This is a genomic window from Pseudoalteromonas sp. 2CM28B, from assembly GCF_023161935.1.
Window position 1 is genome coordinate 241959 of the sequence record NZ_JALNTH010000003.1, and the last position, 17683, is coordinate 259641.

Annotated in this window: 13 protein-coding genes; 4 read left to right on the plus strand and 9 right to left on the minus strand. The window is 41.7% G+C overall.

Annotated elements, in window-relative coordinates; genetic code table 11:
- Positions 1-11: 11 nt before the first annotated feature.
- Positions 12-473, minus strand: a complete 462-nt coding sequence (locus MTN96_RS05775) for a hypothetical protein (protein WP_248530940.1) — start codon at positions 471-473, stop codon at positions 12-14.
- A 98-nt stretch (positions 474-571) separates the two neighbouring features.
- On the opposite strand from MTN96_RS05775, the gene MTN96_RS05780 reads away from it, so the two are divergent.
- The 3 genes from MTN96_RS05780 to MTN96_RS05790 all read left to right on the plus strand — a co-directional run bounded on the left by MTN96_RS05780 (position 572) and on the right by MTN96_RS05790 (position 4530).
- Entirely contained in the window at positions 572-2353 is a 1782-nt protein-coding gene (locus tag MTN96_RS05780; RefSeq protein ID WP_248530941.1) for an ABC transporter ATP-binding protein/permease, read from the plus strand.
- 94 nt (positions 2354-2447) lie between these two features.
- A complete protein-coding gene (locus tag MTN96_RS05785) occupies positions 2448-3161 on the plus strand; it encodes a YebC/PmpR family DNA-binding transcriptional regulator (protein WP_004587809.1) in 714 nt (237 codons plus the stop codon).
- 73 nt (positions 3162-3234) lie between these two features.
- The gene (locus MTN96_RS05790) at positions 3235-4530 is read left to right on the plus strand and encodes a leucine-rich repeat-containing protein kinase family protein (RefSeq protein WP_248530942.1); all 1296 of its coding nucleotides are present in this window, start codon (positions 3235-3237) and stop codon (positions 4528-4530) included.
- A 69-nt stretch (positions 4531-4599) separates the two neighbouring features.
- Here the strand turns inward: MTN96_RS05790 and gap are convergent, their stop codons facing one another.
- The 5 genes from gap to glk all read right to left on the minus strand — a co-directional run bounded on the left by gap (position 4600) and on the right by glk (position 10486).
- Positions 4600-5604, minus strand: coding sequence for a type I glyceraldehyde-3-phosphate dehydrogenase (gene gap / locus MTN96_RS05795; RefSeq protein WP_029773117.1), 1005 nt, complete (start codon positions 5602-5604; stop codon positions 4600-4602).
- 10 nt (positions 5605-5614) lie between these two features.
- Positions 5615-6235, minus strand: coding sequence for a bifunctional 4-hydroxy-2-oxoglutarate aldolase/2-dehydro-3-deoxy-phosphogluconate aldolase (gene eda, locus MTN96_RS05800; protein ID WP_004587806.1), 621 nt, complete (start codon positions 6233-6235; stop codon positions 5615-5617).
- 34 nt (positions 6236-6269) lie between these two features.
- Positions 6270-8120 carry a phosphogluconate dehydratase gene (edd, locus tag MTN96_RS05805; protein ID WP_029773525.1) on the minus strand — a complete coding sequence of 617 codons (1851 nt, stop codon included), beginning with the start codon at positions 8118-8120 and terminating at the stop codon, positions 6270-6272.
- A 325-nt stretch (positions 8121-8445) separates the two neighbouring features.
- Positions 8446-9459 carry a LacI family DNA-binding transcriptional regulator gene (locus MTN96_RS05810; protein WP_024034047.1) on the minus strand — a complete coding sequence of 338 codons (1014 nt, stop codon included), beginning with the start codon at positions 9457-9459 and terminating at the stop codon, positions 8446-8448.
- Between the two features lie 34 nt (positions 9460-9493).
- Positions 9494-10486, minus strand: coding sequence for a glucokinase (glk, locus tag MTN96_RS05815; protein WP_024034046.1), 993 nt, complete (start codon positions 10484-10486; stop codon positions 9494-9496).
- Between the two features lie 279 nt (positions 10487-10765).
- Here glk and MTN96_RS05820 point away from each other — a divergent pair, with 279 nt between their 5' ends.
- A complete protein-coding gene (locus MTN96_RS05820) occupies positions 10766-11782 on the plus strand; it encodes a LacI family DNA-binding transcriptional regulator (protein WP_248442517.1) in 1017 nt (338 codons plus the stop codon).
- A 108-nt stretch (positions 11783-11890) separates the two neighbouring features.
- On the opposite strand, the gene MTN96_RS05825 is transcribed toward MTN96_RS05820, so the two are convergent.
- Genes MTN96_RS05825 through MTN96_RS05835 form a run of 3 tightly spaced genes read right to left on the minus strand, consistent with a single transcriptional unit; the run spans position 11891 to position 17663 of the window.
- Positions 11891-14302 carry a glycoside hydrolase family 15 protein gene (locus tag MTN96_RS05825; protein ID WP_248442519.1) on the minus strand — a complete coding sequence of 804 codons (2412 nt, stop codon included), beginning with the start codon at positions 14300-14302 and terminating at the stop codon, positions 11891-11893.
- Between the two features lie 9 nt (positions 14303-14311).
- The gene (locus tag MTN96_RS05830) at positions 14312-15811 is read right to left on the minus strand and encodes an MFS transporter (RefSeq protein WP_138685148.1); all 1500 of its coding nucleotides are present in this window, start codon (positions 15809-15811) and stop codon (positions 14312-14314) included.
- On the minus strand, positions 15804-17663 hold the full coding sequence (locus MTN96_RS05835) for an alpha-amylase family protein (RefSeq protein WP_248442522.1): 1860 nt from the start codon (positions 17661-17663) through the stop codon (positions 15804-15806). The genes MTN96_RS05830 and MTN96_RS05835 overlap by 8 nt, the downstream gene beginning before the upstream one ends.
- Positions 17664-17683 lie beyond the last annotated feature (20 nt).

Genomic DNA, 17683 nt, shown 5'->3' on the forward strand with positions numbered 1-17683 from the left:
AAATAAGAAAATTAAGCGTGATAGGTGCTTGCAGCGGTATAAAGTAAATTAGCGTCTTTCCAGCCACTGAGTCGCGACTTTTTGCTATGCGTTACAAGTGTATACCATGGCCGTTGGGCAATAAAAGCGTTGGGGCTTAGGTATATTTCTCTAAAAAGGGTGTGTGCAAAAAATTCAAATACAACGTCGTATTCAGGCTCACTTTGCGCGACATGTAAAAATAACGAAGAATTACTAGCCGTTAACCTAGGTTGATGAGCGTGAAACCCTGTTTGCTGTGTTTTTTTGTGCTCACTCCCCTTTACCGATTTTGATATAGGCAGCGTTTTAACTAACTCAACGCTATCAGCAAACACACTCAATGAGGTGGTTGCAGTGTTTAATTTATGTGTCGCGCACTGCGCACTACTTTGAACACTAAAAAGCGCACAAAACAGTAAAAAAGCAGTTATAAACACACGAACGTTAAACATGGTTGCGTCAAACTAAAATAAGGGATGCGTAGTATATATGGGCAAGTATTTAAAATACAATGCATATTAATTAAGTATTTATTTGACTGAGATCCGTAATGCGCTCTAAACACAGTACTATAAAACGCGCCGATGCAATGACCTTAAAACAAAGTATTAAAACGCTGTGGCCATACATTACTAAATTTAAAGGGCGCGTACTTTTAGCGCTTTTAGCCCTTATAGGAGCTAAAGGCGCAACTCTTTTAATGCCTTGGGCATTAAAAGAAATTATCGACTCGGTTGATAAATCAATTAATTCAGTTTTAGTTATCCCTGCATTACTATTGCTTATGTATGGTGGGCTTAGGTTTGCCAGCGTGTTTTTAGGCGAAGTAAGAGATGCGGTGTTCTCTCGTGTGACAGAGCACGCGATGCGTGATATTGGGTTAAAAGTATTTAAACATTTACACTCGCTAGAGCTTGCTTTTCATCTCGATAGGCAAACAGGTGGAATAAGCCGTGATATAGAGCGTGGTACTAGTGGGCTGAGCTTTTTAATGCGTTTTTTAATGTTTAATATTGTCCCCACCCTTTTTGAAATACTGACCGTTGCTATTATTTTTGGCTCGCTATTTTCTATTTGGTTTGCGTTAATAACTTTATTAGCGGTTGCTATTTATATTACCTTTACTGTAACAGTAACGCAGTGGCGAAACCGTTTTATACGTGAGGCAAACGCCGCCGATAACCTTAGTAATACGCGCGCCATAGACAGCCTGCTTAACTACGAAACTGTAAAATATTTTAATAACGAAGAATTTGAAGCTAAAACATACGACTCTTTTTTAGCAAATTGGGAAACCGCCCGTTTAAAAAATAGAATGTCATTGCTTGCGCTTAATTCAGGCCAAGCGTTAATAATTGCAAGCGCTATTACAGCGCTAATGTGGTTAGGTGCCAAAGAAGTGGTAACGGGCGCTCTAACAATTGGCGAACTTGTAATGATAAACGCCTACATGATCCAATTATTTTTACCGCTTAACTTTTTAGGATTTGTTTATCGAGAAATAAGACGCGCCCTAACCGATTTAGAAAACATGCTGGGCTTACTTAATAAAAAACCACAGGTAACGCAGCGACCCCATGCTCAACACCTTTGTGTTAGCAAAGGCAATATAGCCTTCAATAATGTGAGTTTTAGTTACGATGCCAGCCGCCCTATTCTTAGTAATATTAGCTTTAAAGTTAAAGCAGGCAGTAAGGTTGCCGTTGTAGGTGCAAGTGGTGCAGGTAAGAGCTCTTTGGCGCGGTTACTTTACCGCTTTTACGATATTAGCGCGGGCAGTATAACCATAGATAACCAAGCTATAGACGCCGTCACCCTCGATAGCCTGCGTAAAGCCATTGCTATAGTGCCACAAGACACCGTGCTATTTAACACCAGCATACGCGAAAACATCGCCTATGGCAGACCCACAGCAAGCGATAGTGAAATAGATAAAGCAATAAAAATGGCCCATTTAAAGGACTTTATTTCAACTTTAGCGCAAGGCGATAAAACGTTAGTGGGCGAGCGCGGTTTAAAAGTATCTGGCGGCGAAAAACAACGTATTGCAATTGCACGTGCAATTTTAAAGCAATCTCCTATTTTAATTTTTGATGAGGCGACCTCGGCGCTCGACTCGCACGCGGAGCAAGCCATTTTAAAGGCAATGCGCGATGTAACTCAAAACCACACCAGTATTGTGATTGCACACCGGCTATCAACTATAGTTGATGCCGATAACATATTAGTATTTAAAAAGGGCGAACTGGTTGAGCAAGGCACACATTCAGCGCTTTTATTACAAAATGGTCAATACGCTCAAATGTGGCAATTACAACAGCAAGATGATTAATTAACGCCATTTACTGGCGATACTGCGGCTTTACCTTTAGAATACGGCCTTGCAATTTTATTCAATAATTTACATATATTAAGGCGAAACGCAGATGGGAAGAGCTTACCAAAACAAAAAAGATTCAATGGCTAAAACTGCGGGTGCTAAAACTAAAGTTTATTCTAAGTACGGTAAAGAAATATACATTTGCGCTAAAAATGGTGGCGTAGATCCAGATGGTAACCTTGCGCTGCGCCGTTTAATCGAGCGCGCTAAAAAAGACCAGGTACCCGCACACGTTATTGAGCGTGCAATAGACAAAGCCAAAGGCGGCGGCGGTGAAGATTACGCAGCCACACGTTATGAGGGATACGGGCCTGGTAACTGTATGATTATTGTTGACTGTTTAACCGACAACAACAAACGTACGTTTGCTGATGTGCGTATTTGTTTTACCAAAGCAAACGCTAAAATAGGCGCACAAAATTCGGTATCACATTTATTTGATCACCTCGCTATTTTTGTTTTTGATGGCGATGACGATGAAGCTGTACTAGAAGCCCTTATGATGGCCGATGTTGATGTAACAGATGTAGAAGTAGAAAACGGTAAAGTGACGGTTTTTGCACCACATACAGAATACAACAACACCCGTACAGCGCTTGAAGAAATGGGTATTACAGATTTTGACGTAGATTTAATTTCGTTTGTACCACAAGTTGAAGCCCCTATTGAAGGTGAAGACGTAGAAGTAATGGAGCGCTTTTTAGCCATGCTTGAAGATTGTGACGACGTGCAAAACGTTTACCATAACGCGCAATTTTAAACTTTACTAAACGTATTTACTTTAAGCCAACAGCGATGTTGGCTTTTTTATTTTAAAAGGCTTGTGAAAATTTATGAATACCCTTGCAGAGCTTAAGTCTGGTAGGTTGAATGGTGTTACTCGCTTACAACTCGTAGAAGGCTTAACACAGTTTCCTTTAGAAATTTTAACCCTTGCAGATACCCTAGAAGTACTCGATTTATCAAACAATAATCTCACTACACTGCCAGATGAATTTGCGTGCTTAACAAAGCTTAAGCGGGTGTTTTTATCGTTTAACCAATTTGAACATATACCTAAAGTACTCGCTAAGTGCCCTGCTTTAATTATGGTTGCATTTAAAGGCAATCAAATAACAGAGTTTGCACTAAACAGCTTACCTAAAAATATTGAATGGTTAATACTGACCGATAACAAATTAAGCGCATTGCCAAGTGACTTTGGTAATTACACACAGCTTAAAAAGCTCGCCCTTGCAGGAAATAACCTAAAACAACTACCCGCGAGTATGGCCTCTTGTACTAATTTAGAGCTAGTTAGGCTCTCTGCTAATAACCTAACAAAACTTGATAATTGGCTATTAGAACTCCCCAAACTTGCTTGGCTTGCCTTTGCGGGTAATGCATTTAATAAAGCTCAGTGCTTAACTAACAGTCGTTTACAAAACACGCCACTTGAAAATTTTGAGCTTAAAAAAGTAATTGGCCAAGGTGCATCGGGCGTTATTCATTTAGCTAAAACAGCACAGCACGATGTGGCGGTAAAATTATTTAAAGGGGCAATAACAAGCGATGGCTACCCACTTGATGAAGTAAACTGCTGTTTACAAGCAGGCTATCATAGAAACTTAATTAACGTATTAAGCTACATAGAGCAAAGCACACAGCTTGGTTTAGTAATGGAGCTAATAGATACACGCTTTGCTAATTTAGGTTTGCCGCCAAGTTTAGAAACCTGTACGCGCGATACCTTTAATACACACTGTCACTATTCGCCTGAGGCAATTTATAAAGTTGCCCAGCAAATGATAAGCACCCTTGCCCACTTACATGCTAACAACGTAAGTCATGGCGATATTTACGCACACAACACCATGATAAATGAACAATATGACGTTTTATTTGGTGATTTTGGTGCTGCAACAAATTTAGCCATGCTTACTCAAGAAGAAAAAAAACGCATAGAACTTATAGAAGTCCGCGCTTTTGGTTGTTTAATTGAGGACTTGCTAAGCACTGTTAGCGCTGCAGATAAGCAAAACGAACTGTTTAATAAAATGTCCGATATAGCAGCGCGTGCTATAAATACGGATATTGCATCGCGGCCTAATTTTAAAGAGCTAAGCGTTTTATTAAACGAGCGGGTATAAATTAATCAAAATAAAAAAGCCTGCATAATGCAGGCTTGGTTGGATAAAGCTAAACTTTTACAGGGTCAATTATAAGTACTGACCTAATGCTTTAACTTGGTCTAACATGCGGTTTGAGAAACCCCACTCGTTGTCGTACCAAGCCATTACTTTAACTAGTTTGCCATCAGCTTTAGTTTGCGTTGCATCAAAAATTGATGACGCAGGGTTGTGATTAAAATCAATAGAAACAAGCGGAAGCTCGTTGTACTCTAAAATTTCTTTCATTGAACCTGTTGCTGCGGCTTTCATTACTTCGTTGATTTCTTCAGCAGTTGTTTCGCGCTTAGTGATAAACGTAAAATCAACTAAAGAAACATTGATAGTAGGTACACGTACCGACATACCGTCTAATTTACCCGCAAGCTCAGGAAGTACTAAGCCAACAGCTGCAGCAGCACCTGTTTTAGTTGGGATCATAGACTGTGTTGCACTACGTGCACGGTATAGATCTGGGTGATAAACGTCAGATAAGTTTTGATCGTTTGTATATGCATGAATTGTAGTCATGCTACCTTGCTCAATACCTACTGTGTCGTTAATTGCTTTTGCAATTGGCGCTAAACAGTTAGTCGTACATGATGCGTTAGAGATAATGTTGCTATCAGCGTTAATTACATCGCTGTTAACACCGTGTACTACCGTTGCATCTAAATCTTTACCAGGAGCAGACACAATTACTTTTTTAGCACCTGCTGTAATGTGCTTAGCTGCGTCTTCACGCTTAGTGAAAAAACCAGTACATTCTAAAACGATATCTACGTTTAACTCTTTCCACGGTAAGTTTGCAGGGTCACGCTCTTGAGTCAAAGTAATTACGTCATCACCAATCAGCATAGTGTTATCTGATAACGTTACTTTTTGAGAAAATTGACCGTGAACTGAGTCAAATTGTGTTAAATGCGCATTTACGTTAGCCGGTGCTAAATCGTTAATTGCTACAATTTTAATTTCACTGTTTTGTGCTGACTCGTAAAGTGCACGTAATACGTTGCGACCGATACGGCCATAGCCATTAATTGCTACATTAATCATTTTTAGACTCCTATTTAACTTCACTTGCTTGTCGAGCAAGCGCTTCAATGGCTTGCCAGTCTTTGTTTTCAATTAGTTGCTTATCTAGCATCCACGTACCACCAACACAAATAACGTTATTAAGCGCTAAGTAATTAGGGGCTGTTGCTAGGCTAATACCACCGGTTGGGCAAAAAGTAATGTGCGGCAATGGCCCGCCAATCGACTTAAGCATTGCCGTTCCGCCTGCAGCCTCTGCAGGGAAGAATTTTAAGTACTTAAAGCCATGGCTTGCTAACTGCATTACTTCGCTTGCAGTTGCTGCACCCGGTAAAAAAGGGATGTCTGAATCTTTAGCTAATGCTAATAATTCATCACTTACACCTGGGCTTACCATAAAATCAGCGCCTGCTTCTACTGAAGCATCAAAGCTTGCTTTATCAACCACTGTACCTGTACCAACGTAAGCTTCTGGAACTTCTGCTTTCATTAGTTTTACAGCTTCCACTGCAACAGGCGTGCGTAGCGTAATTTCAAGGGCTTTTAAGCCACCGTTGTATAACGCTCTAGCGAGTGGTGCTGCATCTTCTAGTTTTTCGATTACAACCACTGGCACCACAGGTGCCGACGCTAAGATTTTTTCAATACTCATTACTTGTTCCTCATTACCCAGTGTGTGGCAATTATTATTCAAGTCCAAAAGCACTCGCACCTAAATCGGCGCTGCTTACAATATTTCTAAATCCAGTAAATAACTCTCGGCCGGTACCAAAGGTTAAGCTTGGTTGGCTAAGTTGTAGTTCACGCTTAGCAAGCTCTTCGTCGCTAACATGTACTTTTAATATTCCGTTTGGCGCATCCAGTGTTACTAAATCGCCCTCAAGAATTTTTGCAATAATGCCACCTTCAACAGCTTCTGGCGCTAAGTGAATAGCAGCAGGCACTTTACCTGATGCGCCCGACATACGGCCATCAGTCACAATGGCTACTTTAAAGCCTTCGTCTTGAAGTGTTGCCATTACTGGCGTTAATTTATGCAGCTCTGGCATACCTTTCGCTTTAGGGCCTTGCTCTTTAAGCACGGCAATAAAGTCCTGGTTTAACTCGCCACGGCTGTATGCCTCTTGCAGTTCGCCTTGTGAGCTAAATACTTTAGCTGGGGCTGTTACTACTTGGTGCTCAGTGGCTACAGCAGAGACTTTAATGACTGCTTTACCTAGGTTACCCGTAAGTAGTTGTAGGCCGCCTTGCTTGCTAAATGGATTGCTAATTGGACGCAGTACTTCTTCATCGAGTGAGTTTTCTGGGCAATCTACCCATTTAACTTTTGAAGGGCCTGTTGAGTTGCTCATAATTAAGCTGTCGTCTTTATCTAAACGCGGCTCCATCATGTAAGGCGCTAAGCCTTCACCAAGCATTGTTTTAACATCAGTATGCAAGTAACCTGCGCCGGCTAATTCACGCATTAAGAAGCCCATACCGCCTGCGGCTTGAAAATGGTTTACATCTGCTGAGCCGTTAGGGTAAATACGCGTGAGTAGTGGTACAACTTCTGATAAGTCAGACATGTCTTTCCACGTTACTTGAATACCCGCCGCTTTTGCGATAGCAACAATATGAATAGCGTGGTTAGTAGAGCCACCTGTAGATAGCAAGCCAACTAAACCATTAATAATGGTTTTTTCGCTGATTACATCTGCTAAACACGGGCTTTCTTTATCATCTGTAAGCTGCTTAAGCATGGTTTCTACAGCATTACCTGTTAAACCATCACGAAGCTCAGTGTAAGGGTTAATAAACGAGCTACCTGGAAGGTGTAAGCCCATTATTTCCATTAACATTTGGTTTGAGTTAGCGGTACCGTAAAACGTACATGTACCTGCACTGTGGTACGAGGCGCTTTCAGCTTCAAGTAAGTCTTCACGGCTTACTAAGCCTTGTGCAAATTTTTGGCGAATACGTGCTTTTTCTTTGTTAGGAATACCAGATTGCATTGGCCCAGCAGGTAAAAAGAATACCGGTAAGTGACCAAAAGATAAGGCACCAATTAATAGACCTGGGACAATTTTGTCACATACGCCTAAACAAAAAACGCCGTCAAATACGTCATGCGATAGTGATACCGCAGTAGACATAGCAATTACGTCGCGAGAAAAAAGCGATAATTCCATGCCGTCACGCCCTTGCGTAACGCCATCACACATTGCTGGTACACCGCCTGCAACTTGGGCAGTGGCGTCGTACTTAGTAGCAAGGTCTTTAATTAAATCAGGGAAATCTTTGTATGGCACATGGGCCGAAAGCATATCATTATATGAGTTGATAATAGCAAGATTTGGCTGCTCATCAGCCTTTAAGCGCGCTTTGTCGTCGCTGCTACACGCAGCCATAACGTGAGCGATGTTTCCGCAGCCTAGCCCGGCACGGACTCTTGTTTGTTTTTTTGCGTGCGAAATACGATCTAAATAATCTTGACGGGTTTGTTTACTGCGTTCAATAACGCGTTGGGTGACTTCTTCAATGCGAGGGTGCAACATAATTTAGCTCATCTCTATTAGTTAGAGGAAAAAGGCTCAGTAGCAATTACAGACTCCACGTAAATAACTGCACTGAGCATCTTTGATTTACCCGTTCAAAGGTACGCTACCAGGGAGCCTCTCACAACAACCCTGACACCGGTGTCACTGTATTAACGCATAGCATTGACACCGGTGTCAACCCTGAGTAACAAAAATAGTGTAAAATTTTAACGTGACCAATTAATGACCATGCTAATTTTAGTTTATTTGCTAAAATCCGCACAAAAAAAACCCGAATAAGCGTCACTCAAATTCGGGTTACTGTGAAAAACAAAAAAGGGGGTTATTTTATTGCAGCAGTAGACTCGCGGGTAATTAAGCGTGATTCTAGCGTTACCTGATACGGCTGCTCTTGTGGCTGCGAAATATGCGATATAAGCTGCGTAACAGCTTGTTTAGTCATTTCTTCTACAGGTTGTGCAATAGTCGTTAAGCCCGGCCATATATGGCGTGCAATTGGTGCATTATCAAACCCTGCAATAGAAATATCATCGGGTACGCGTAATTGGCGCTGTGTAGCAAGCTTTAATACCGCCGCCGCCATGTAATCGTTTGATGCAAATACCGCGGTAGGGCGTGGCGATAAATCTAAAATGCTGCGCGCACTGTCTACACCTGAGTGATAACTAAAGTTACCCTCTTCTACTAGGCGCTCGTCAAATTCTATACCGTGGCTTGCCAACGCTCGTCTGTAACCTTTAAAGCGCTGTTGTGTAGCACTGTGATCAGGGTGGCCTTTAATAAAAGCAATCGACTTATGACCAAGCGAAATTAAGTGCTCGGTTATTTCATAAGCGCCCTGCTCGTCGTTGCTGCGCACTGAAATTGAATCATCTTCTAGCAGGGCCGATGCAACCCGTGCATAGGGTATTTTTTTAGCTTTTAAAAAATTAGCGAGCTTTTCAAAATCACCAAATGGCGGGGTAAGTACTACGCCATCTAAACGCGAGGTTTGTAATAACTGCTCTATATCGTTAATTAAATCATCGCCACGTAATTCGCACGGGTGTATTAGTAAGTTGTAGTTATTTTCTTTACAGGCAGCAAGCGCACCCGTTTGTACGCGAGTTATATAACTTTTACTGGGGTTGTCATATAAGCAGCCAATAATAAAGCTGCGATTTTGCGCAAGCCCGCGTGCTATTGGGTTAGGCGTGTAATCAAGCTCTTTAAATACTTTAAGTACTTTTTCGCGCGTAGCTGCACTCACGTTAGGCTCATTATTTAAAACCCGCGACACGGTTTTTTTAGAAACGCCTGCATGGCTTGCTACGCTATTTATGGTTACTTTTTTCATTTGTTCATTATCCAAATACAACCATTAAGCAAATTTACTTGCTGTTATATAAACACGCACCCGCCCCAATTAGCGGTATGTTATCTTGTGTTACTAAAGTAACTGGAATTTGCCCTGCATATTGCGACATAACACCTTTTTGCGAAAAACGCTCTACAAAACGGCTTTCAAGTAATCGCGTTTGCATACGCGGTAAAATACCGCCGCCTATAAATAGGCCACCTAATGCGCCGTATACTACCGCTAAATCGCCTGCCACACTGCCTATCCAGTCACAAAACTGATTAAGCGTTGCATCGCACACTTCACACTCGCCACTGTTTGCAAGGCTACTAATTTGTGCCGCATCTAAATTTTTAGCTGTAACCCCTTTCACGGCTGCCATTGCTTTGTATAAATGGGCAATACCAGGGCCTGAAAAAACAGTCTCTATAGATACATGAGGGTGCTCTTTTCGAAGCTCGTTAATTAATAAAGCGTCTAGCTCGTTTACAGGAGCAAGCGACATATGCCCGCCCTCAGAGCTTAATACTGCAGTTGACTGCGCTGTACGCACTAAACACGCAGCACCAAAGCCAGTACCTGGTCCCATAACACCAATATTTGCATTTGCATCGGCTTGACCAGGCTTAATAGTAATATTTTGCGTTGAGTCTAAATAAGGCGCTGCATAAGCAAATGCAGCAAAGTCATTAATTACTTCTAATTGTGTTAAATTAAAATGTGCTTTAAATTCACTAACACTAAAGTGCCAACCTAAATTGGTTAAATGCACTTGGCCTGCTTTTATAGGGCCTGCAACAGCTAAACATGCCTGAGTTGGCGTAACATGAGGAATCGTTGTTAGGTATTGTTCAAGTGCGCTTTCTAAAGAGCCAAAATTAGCACTGGGAAATATGTTAATATGCTCAATAACAAATTGGTTAGTTTGCTCATTAAAGTCGGTAATTAATGCAAAGCGCGCATTGGTGCCACCAATATCGGCAACTAAGATAGGGTTAAACTGGGCAGAAGAATTTTGGCTCATGGTATTATCTCTTTTGTGTAAGCGGCTTATGCTTATTATTTTACAACGACTATGCGTTGTTATTTATACACTTTGAGCTATCACCTCAAAGTAGCTATCACAGTAAAAAAGGCTGCTATATAAAATAGCAGCTAATACGTTTTGACAACAAAATGATAAAACATTGACATTATGACACCGGTGTCAGGATTAGATCAATAATAAATCGCAAAAAGCTTGAAATAATTCACTAATAGTCGAAAATGACACAATTATTTAGCATTTAATTAAGTTGTAACAATGAAAGGTAAAGCCACCTCATTTGACATTGCCCATTATGCAGGGGTTTCACAATCAACTGTATCTCGCGCTTTACGTAACAGCCCCCTTGTTAATGAAGAAACACGCAAACGCGTCCACGACATAGCAAAACAACTTAACTATAAAGTTGATAAAAATGCCAGCAACTTACGTACTCAGCAAAGTAGTACCCTTGCGCTATTGTTGTTTGAAGACCCAACATCAGATGAATCACAAATAAACCCATTCTTTTTATCAATGCTGGGCAGTATTACCCGTGCGTGTGCAAAAGAAGGTTACGACTTATTGGTGTCGTTTCAATCAGCTAGCGCCGATTGGCAAGCCGACTACGAAGACAGCCACAGAGCCGATGGTATTATTTTGCTCGGCTATGGTGATTACATAGACTTTCAGCCAAAATTTAAAACCTTGCTTGACCAAAACACTAAGTTTGTATGCTGGGGCGCCACAGTAGATAACCGCCCAGACCTTACTGTATGCTGCGACAACTACGGCGGGGGCAAACTAGCCGCTGGCCATTTAATTGCCCATAGCCGCACCGATTGCGCGTTTATCGGTGATGCATCTGATCACAGCCCAGAATTTTTTGCCCGCTTTCAGGGGTTTAAAGATGAGCTACTTAATAATGGTATAACCATTAATGAGCGAAAAATGGCCAATGCTATTTCTACTGAAGAGTCTGGTTATCATGCTACGCGCTCACTTATTGCTAATAACATTAAATTTAACGCCTTATTTGCCGCTAGTGATTTAATTGCCATTGGTGCAATTCGCGCTTTAAAAGAAGCCAATATTAATGTCCCTAACGAAGTGGCCGTGGTCGGTTTTGATAACATAGCCATTGCAAGCTACATAAACCCACCGCTCACCACCATAGCGCAAGACACCACCGTCGCAGGGCAAATGTTAGTAGAGAACCTGCTTAAATTAATACGTGAAGAAAAAGTACAAAGCACCCTTTTACCGCCGGTATTAATTGCCAGAGGGTCTAGTTAAGAATTTATCACTCAACTTCATTGTGCTTATTAAACATTAAACCCCCACTTAGATACAAAAAAGCCACGGCTGTTAACCGTGGCTTTAATTTTACATTTTGTACTAGCCTTATTTTAAAGCTTTCTCAACAACGGGATAATGATCCCAAACTTGTTTGTCGCTCAGTGAACGGACTAATTTAATATACTCGGCATGAGTCCATGCCAATGGTGTTGCTGAATTAGTTCCCTCGCCTAGCTCATAACCTGCTTTGTTAACCCCTACACCATCCCATACTTGCTCTGGTAACATAAGGCCGTTATTAGCAAATTGCTCTAAGCCTTTCACATAGCTGTTTTTAATTTGCGCTTGTTTAGCATCATCCAGAGCGTTGTTTGCATTAGCCGCTGCGATTTCGTAATGCCCGCGCTCACCGGTGAAAAATGGCCATACACGCCCACGTTGGCCTGGTGTATTACTGCCACCCTCAGCATAGTTTGTGCCTTTAACTTCATCTTCACCGTAGCCATCATTGCCATAGCGGCGGTAGCCTGCAAAAGTGCCGCTGCCATCGTCAAAGCTAAAGCTGTATTTAACTTGTAGGTTATCTTCAAGCGTTTCGTCGTCATACTCAGGTAGTGTTTTAACGATGCTTTCATCATTTGCACCGCGTACGCCATAGCGTACTAGCTCTAAAAAGCCGCCATCTAAAATTTGCTTTTTATTAAACCCTTCGCGGCCATTATTAGCGTTAATTTTAGTGTTTGAGTTTGCATCGGTATCTTGGCCTATACGAATAAAGTATTCGCCATCGCTATTCTCGCCTTTTAAGTTACCTTCGGTAGTAAACATTTGCGATTCAATATCGCTGCTGTATTTTTTAGCCGTGGCAAGGTAGCGCTGCGCGTTTTTATCATCACCACTAAGCGTTGCGATATCGCTTGCGGTAATAAGGCCTGCCACTATTGCCGCAGTTGTAGATGGCGAATAACCGCTTTGCTCTTCCCAGCGCTCTTGTTGTGTTGCCGGTGGTGTAATTTGTGTGTCGTTCCACAAAATTTTAGCAAGTCCGCCCTCTACTAAAAAATCTGCCGCTGGTTTTAACATTTTGCCGTACCAGTTTTTTAGCTCTTCATCGCTAAGTACGTTGGCTTTATGTAACTTCCATGCCAGCATGATAGGCATAGCGGTTTGGTCAAGCTGTACGCCTACCCATTCTAATTCACCATCTACGTGTGTTTTTTGTAAAAACCAGCCTGTATCGCCTTTATTACCTGGTGTTTTGCTATTTACTTGCACTTTTTCAAGGTATTCAAACGCTGTTTTTGCTGTGGCAGTATCACCAAGCGCCATAAATGCCATGGCTACTTGATAAAAATCGCGCACCCATACCGCTTTATAACCCGTAGAACCCTCTTTGGCTGAAACCGTTTCGCCCCATGGGTTAGATAAAGAAGCAATTAATGCCCCTGCGTGTGTTTTATCTTCTTGTGCTTTTAATACCATGGCGCTGGTGTATAAAAGCTTACCGTTATCGGCTGTTTGTTCAACCATGGTATTAAGCGGTTTTAGGCTTTGTAGGTAATCTTCCCAGCCTAGCGCTTCACCTTTGCCGTTGTAGTGATCGAGCACCGTTTGGTACCCTTTAGCTAAGCTTTTTTCGCCTTGCTTTATACTTTGCTGCTGCGTTTTACCAAAGCTCAGGGCTAAATCAAAAGTGGTATTTGCACTTATCTCGCCAAGCTCTGCAAGCATGCTTACATTACCAGCAGTTTCGCCGGTATTTGTGTATTGGGTAGTTATAGATTGCGTAGTTTTAAGGGTGTTAATACCGTCACTTTTTCCTGTAAACCCTACCGTTTTTGCTTTAAATGGTGACGCGGATTGAAGTGATAGATAGTTATCGTTTTCCCATGCTACTAGGCCTTGCTCTGTTGTTTTAGCAAAGTCACCTAAGCCGTTATTATTAATGTACGGATTAACAGACACATACGCTTTTAGCCCTTCAAGCTCAGTATTAAATACGCTGCGTACAAATAGGGTTTGCCCATCTGGGTCAGTAAAGATGTGTTTTTCTAGGCTAAAACGGCCTTGTTTATCAGTGCTTGTTACTTTATAAGCCAGCGATAACGGGCGACCTTGTGCATCTTTATGTAAGTAATCAATGGTGACATTTAAATCATCCGCTTCACTAACGGTAAAATCTTTACCTGTTACTATAAATTGCATGTCTTTTATTTGTGCTTGGTGAATAAGCCCAAACATGGTTTCGGTGATCATACCTTTAGCTATTGAAAACCATACTTTAGACACATCCCCCGTTGCAGCTGCATCAGTGTATTGGCCGTTTTGGTATTGCTCGTATGATGTACCAATACCTGTTTTACCCGCATAAGCCCAAAAAGGCTCTGCGCCTGGGGCGCCTGGTGCTGATGTAACCTGTGCTGTGGTACTTTCGTTAGTCGTGCTTGTGTTTTGAGCGCCGCAAGCCGTTAAACCTAACGTTAAAAGAGAGGCGGTTATAAGGTTATATTTTTTCATTGTGTGTCCTTAATGAGAATTTTTAACGCGCATTACTGCAACAGCAGCAACAACAAACGAAGCTGCACCAATTAATAATGCGTAAATAGGCTGATTAGAAAATACGTGGCGTAAAATAAGCCCTAAAACACTGGCGGCAAGTAACTGAGGTATAACTATAAAAAAGTTAAAAATCCCCATATAAACGCCCATTTTGTTACTCGGTAGTGCGTTACTTAACATGGCATACGGGAGTGATAAAATAGACGCCCAAGCAAACCCTACTCCAATCATAGGTATAAGTAACATTTTAGGGTCTTGAATAAACATAAAGCTTGCAAGACCTAACGCGCCCAGCAATAAATTAAAGCAATGCGCGCCTTTTAATCCCATTTTTTTAACTAAAAACGGAATACACATAGCGGCAATTGCGGCAAATCCATTGTAAGCGGCAAATAAAATACCCACCCAGTCTGCGCCATCGTTAAATGCTTTAGAAGTTGCATCACTACTACCATAATGAAAGCTTGTTACTGCAGCGGTGGTATAAATCCACATAGCAAATAAAGTAAACCAGCTAAAAAACTGCACCCAAGCAAGCTGCTTCATAGCCTCCGGCATAGTAAATACATCTTGTACTACTTGGTAAAAACCACCTTGGGTTTTATTCGCACTTTTAAGCGCCGCTGCAATCCACTGCACAATACCAAACGCTAATAAACCACCAGCAAGTAGGTATAATTCTTTTTCAAGGGATAAGCCCATGACTAATGCAAGAGTTGCTAAACCCAGTACCACAAAAATAATGGCACCTTTATTAAAGTTAATATCAACCACTTTGCTTGTAGTAGGTTGAGCGCTTTGCTTTTCAAAAGCCGCTAATTGCTCAGGGCTGTATTCTTTAGTACGTGCTACGGTCCAAAGCACAGCAACGAGTAACACAACCCCACCCCAATAAAATGAGTATTTAACAGACTCAGGAATTTGCCCTGGCGCTGCGGTATTGCTTACATCAAACCAATTAGTCATCATCCATGGTAATGCTGAGGCTAGTACCGCACCAATACCAATAAAAAAGCTTTGTAAACCGTAACCGGTAGCGCGTTGTTTTTCTGGCAAGTTATCACCAACAAGTGCTCTAAACGGTTCCATGGTTACGTTGATTGACGCATCCATGATCCATAACATACCCGCGGCAATCCAAAGCGTTGGTGAATGCGGCATAATAAATAGTGAAAGCGTTGTTAACACTGCACCTATAAAAAAGAACGGACGACGACGGCCAAAGCGCCCCCACGTTTTATCGCTCCAATAGCCTATAATAGGCTGAACAATTAAGCCTGTAAGTGGGGCTGCAACCCATAAAATGGGAATATCATCAACTTGTGCGCCTAATGTTTGAAATATTCGGCTCACATTGCCGTTTTGCAGGGCAAAACCAAATTGTATGCCTAAAAAGCCAAAGCACATGTTCCATATTTGCCAAAAACTTAAATTTGGCTTATCGGTATTATTATTTTGATTATTCATTATTAGCCTTATTTGTTAATACTGCGCTGCTAAATGCATCAAGTGTGAGGTTAAATGTAGCGCATTGCGGGTGAGCTTTAAGCTCGGTGGTGTGATTTTCAAGTAAATCATTTAATAGCGTATTTTCACTCATTGCACCTAATTGTGCCTTTGATAAATTAACCGTAACTGTTTGTGGCTGCTCGCTAAAGTTACTTAACACATACACACTTTGCTGGCCTAAAGAGCGGGTAAAACCAACAACACGTTCACTTCCTACAAGGTTAAGTGCCGACATTTCTCCGCCTACTACAGCAGGTAAACTATTCAGTGACATAACCGCTTTGTAGTAATCACGAAGTGCTACTTGCTCTGCGGTTAAATTAGCGCCATCAAATTTTCCGTTATTCATCCATGCTTGGTGCGCTGGAACGCCAATGTAGTCAAAAATACTGGTACGTGTCGGCGCTCCAAACCCCGCGTTTTCAGAGCCATCTTCTCCCACATCTTGAGCAAAATATAAAAGTGTTGGCGCGCGGCTAATTAAATTAGAAACAACTAAAGCAGGTTTACCCCACTGGGCATTACCCGCAAAATCCGGGCTTGCGATTCGTTGCTCGTCGTGATTTTCTAAAAAATGCAGCATGTGTTGCTCTATATCGAGCACACTTTGATGCGCATCAAAAATACTATTGGCAGGTTGTTTAAGTTGCATTATCGCTTTTAAGGTATCGTAAAAGCCGACTTTATCGTAAAGGTAATCCATTTTACCTTGCTGAATATAGGCACGGTACATTAACGGGTTATATACTTCGGCCAATAAAAAGGCATCGCTTTTTTTCATTTTTATTGACGAATTTAAAAAGCTCCAAAATTCAACCGGTACCATTTCGGCCATGTCGTATCTAAAGCCATCAACGCCTTTGTCTAACCAAAAAAGCGCAATGTCTCTAAATTTGTACCAGCTATCTGGTAGCTCTTTATCTTGCCAAAACGCATAATGATCACGGTAATCTTTGTCTTTATAGTCGTTTGGCAGCTGAGCAAAATCGTAGCTACCATCTGGCTTTACGCCATAATTTACTTTTACTGTTTCGTACCAATCGTTAATATCGGGTTTTGGTGCACGGGCACCGTTACCTGTCCATTTAGCAGGTGTTTCATCAAAAAAGCCATCCGCAAGTGGGTGATCCTTTCCACCTAACACGGTATAAGTTGTAGAAGTAGGCACTTGAAATGACTGCCCAGGCACATAATAAAAGTTGTTATTTTTATCGTACGTTTTACTGGTGTCGTCTTGTGCGCCGAAATCCTCTACGCCTTTAGGCTTTCCAAGTGATTGATAATTTCGGGCAACATGGTTAGGCACTATATCAATAATGACTTTCATACCGTGGCTATGTGTACGTTCAATAAGCTGGCTAAACTCTCCCATGCGGTTTGTTACATTAACGGCTAAATCGGGGTTAACATCGTAGTAATCTTTAATTGCGTACGGTGACCCTGCGCGACCTTTTACTACATCGGGGTCATCTTGTGAAATGCCGTAGTCGGTATAATCGCCCACTAGCGCGTGGTGTAATACACCGGTATACCAAACGTGCGTGGTACCTAGCTCTTTAATACCTTTGAGGGCTGCATCGTTAAAGTCGGCAAATTTACCTACGCCGTTTTGCTCTTTAGTGCCCCATGGCACATTGGCTGTTTCGGTATTACCAAACAAACGGGTAAATACTTGATATACAACCGGCTTGGTAAGCTCATTTTGCGTGTGGGCAGGTGCTTGCTGTTGTTCAGGTTTGTTATTTTCTGAACACCCTGTAGCAATAAGTGCACTACACAGTACTGCGGGTACATAAACTGATTTTTTCATTGTGTGTCTTTTTTGTCAGT

Coding starts and splice junctions, on each gene's coding strand:
- MTN96_RS05775 (WP_248530940.1), bottom strand. CDS start 473: ATGTTTAACGTTCGTGTGTTTATAACTGCTTTTTTACTGTTTTGTGCG.
- MTN96_RS05780 (WP_248530941.1), top strand. CDS start 572: ATGCGCTCTAAACACAGTACTATAAAACGCGCCGATGCAATGACCTTA.
- MTN96_RS05785 (WP_004587809.1), top strand. CDS start 2,448: ATGGGAAGAGCTTACCAAAACAAAAAAGATTCAATGGCTAAAACTGCG.
- MTN96_RS05790 (WP_248530942.1), top strand. CDS start 3,235: ATGAATACCCTTGCAGAGCTTAAGTCTGGTAGGTTGAATGGTGTTACT.
- gap (WP_029773117.1), bottom strand. CDS start 5,604: ATGATTAATGTAGCAATTAATGGCTATGGCCGTATCGGTCGCAACGTA.
- eda (WP_004587806.1), bottom strand. CDS start 6,235: ATGAGTATTGAAAAAATCTTAGCGTCGGCACCTGTGGTGCCAGTGGTT.
- edd (WP_029773525.1), bottom strand. CDS start 8,120: ATGTTGCACCCTCGCATTGAAGAAGTCACCCAACGCGTTATTGAACGC.
- MTN96_RS05810 (WP_024034047.1), bottom strand. CDS start 9,459: ATGAAAAAAGTAACCATAAATAGCGTAGCAAGCCATGCAGGCGTTTCT.
- glk (WP_024034046.1), bottom strand. CDS start 10,486: ATGAGCCAAAATTCTTCTGCCCAGTTTAACCCTATCTTAGTTGCCGAT.
- MTN96_RS05820 (WP_248442517.1), top strand. CDS start 10,766: ATGAAAGGTAAAGCCACCTCATTTGACATTGCCCATTATGCAGGGGTT.
- MTN96_RS05825 (WP_248442519.1), bottom strand. CDS start 14,302: ATGAAAAAATATAACCTTATAACCGCCTCTCTTTTAACGTTAGGTTTA.
- MTN96_RS05830 (WP_138685148.1), bottom strand. CDS start 15,811: ATGAATAATCAAAATAATAATACCGATAAGCCAAATTTAAGTTTTTGG.
- MTN96_RS05835 (WP_248442522.1), bottom strand. CDS start 17,663: ATGAAAAAATCAGTTTATGTACCCGCAGTACTGTGTAGTGCACTTATT.